The following is a 1944-nucleotide window of genomic DNA, read 5'->3' as shown; positions in this document are numbered from 1 at the left end:
CCACCCACCCCACCCCCCCCCCCCCCCCCGCCCCCCCCCCGCCCCCCGCCCCCCCCCCCCCCCCCCCCCCCCCCCCCCCCCCCCCCCCCCCCCCCGCGGGTCCGGGTCGGTTGGTCTACCAGTGCTCGTGGCGCTCGCAGCGCTCGTCGTGCTCGTGGCGCTTGATCTTGGTGGGGTCGGTGGCGATGTGACTGGCGATATCACCGCCGCCGAGGACGGTGGCGACGTTGGTGACATCGCGCGGGGCGGCGCAGGAGACGTCGACCGTCAGGGTGATGGGCGGGTAGCCGAACCCGGCGGCAAGGACGTCGCTACGGGTGCAGGTGAGGTTGATCAGGGTGCAGTTCCATCCCGCGCCACTGATGCTGTCGGCCCTGAGCCCGTCGGGAAGGGTGTCGTACACGGTGACCGTGGTGCCGTCGGTCGCGCCGGGTCCGGCGTTGCCGACGGTGATGGTGTAGGTGCCGTCCCGCCCCTGGGTGAAGTGCCCGGTGTGGGTCTTGGTGATGGTCAAGGACAGTTCCACCCTGTAGGAGATGGTCACCTGGCCGTTTTTGTTCGCCGTTCCGATCGTCGAGGCCTCGTAGGCCGTCCCGGTGCCCGTCGGGGTGGTGAAGCTGCTGCCTCCGCCGCCTCCGCCGCCACCCGCGCGGCCGAAGCCACTGGCGCCGTTGGTGGAGGCGCCGCCCCCGCCGCCGGCGTAGTACCCGCCGCCGCCTCCTCCACCGGCCCCGGCGGCCACGCAGTTGCCACCGGTGTTGTTGCCGCCGGTGCCGCCGGTGCCGACCGTGGTGCCCGTGAAGCTGTTTCCCGGGCTACCTGCGGTGGGCATACAGCCTCCGGTGGGGGTGCCTGCCGGACCACCGCTGCCCACGGTCATGGTGCTGGTGCTGCCACCCTGCCCGCCGGATCCCGGCGAACCATCGCCGCCGAACGCTCCGGTGGTGCCGGCGGTGGCGTCCGGTGTGCCGCCGTTGCCGCCGTTGCCCCCCGCGACCGTGCCGGCGAAGGGGGCGCCGCCGTCGGCGCCGCCGCCGCCGGCGACGACGAGGAGGTCGGTGCCGGTGCTGACGCTGGACGCCCCGCCTCCTCCGGAACCTCTCCGGAACTGGCCCGTAGGTTGACTTGAGGTGCCGCCCGGGGCGCCGCCGTTGTATCCACCGGTGCCGGTTCCGTTGCAGCCGGCGGTGCCGGTGCCGCCGACGTTGACGGTGTAGGTCGTCGGGACGCTGGTAACCGGCAGTGTGGTGACGACGCGCGCCCCCGTCCCCCCGCTCCCGGTGAAGCCGCAGGGGGTGCCGGCGTTGTCGGCGCCGCCGGCGCCGTCCGCGGTGATGGTGACGACCGCGTTCGCGGGGACGGCGAGGGTCTGCGGGGTCCCGGTGAAGCCGAAGGTGACCGATGGGTCAGTCCCTCGTGCCTGCACCTGTGCGGTGGCCGGCTTGGCTCCCACCTGTGCGGCGGTCGCGGGCATCAGTCCCGTGCCGGACAGAGCCACGCACAGTCCCGCTACGACCCCTGCCCGCCGCCACTGCTCACGAGTGCGGACGCCTGCGTGGGTTCGGCTTCGCTCTGCCTCCACTCCAGAGGGGGGTTGTTGCTCCGGGGTGTGGTGTCTGGTCACTGATGTCTCCTGACGTCCTGACGTGAGGTGAGGCCGCTTCCAGCCGTGCGGCAGCGCGGCGGGCCGCAGCAGAGCCGCTCACTCATTGTCATGAAACGTGTCCGAAAAATGGTGAGGCGTGGCGGTTCGGGATGCCGGATCATGCATTTAACCAACGGATCGTCACAGCGACCAGGCGCTCCCCCGACCTGCCTCCGACGGCACCGGCCTGGGGGGGGGGGGGGGGGGGGGGGGCCGGGGGGGCCCCCCCCCCCCCGCCCCCCCCCACGGCGACGGGGGGGCTAATTTTTTTGAGACCGGCGGTGGGGGGGTGGGGGGTG

1 protein-coding gene is annotated in these 1944 nt (G+C 73.5%); it reads right to left on the bottom strand.

The annotated features are described in order from the left end of the window. Nucleotides 1–115: 115 nt before the first annotated feature. Nucleotides 116–1453 (bottom strand): hypothetical protein, encoded by a 1338-nt coding sequence (locus ACGF12_RS26825; protein WP_393035053.1) that lies wholly within the window; start codon nucleotides 1451–1453, stop codon nucleotides 116–118. Nucleotides 1454–1944 lie beyond the last annotated feature (491 nt).

It is taken from the genome of Kitasatospora sp. NPDC048296 (assembly GCF_043201815.1).
Classification (GTDB): Bacteria; Actinomycetota; Actinomycetes; order Streptomycetales; family Streptomycetaceae; genus Kitasatospora.
This window is presented reverse-complemented; position numbering and strand designations above follow the sequence as displayed.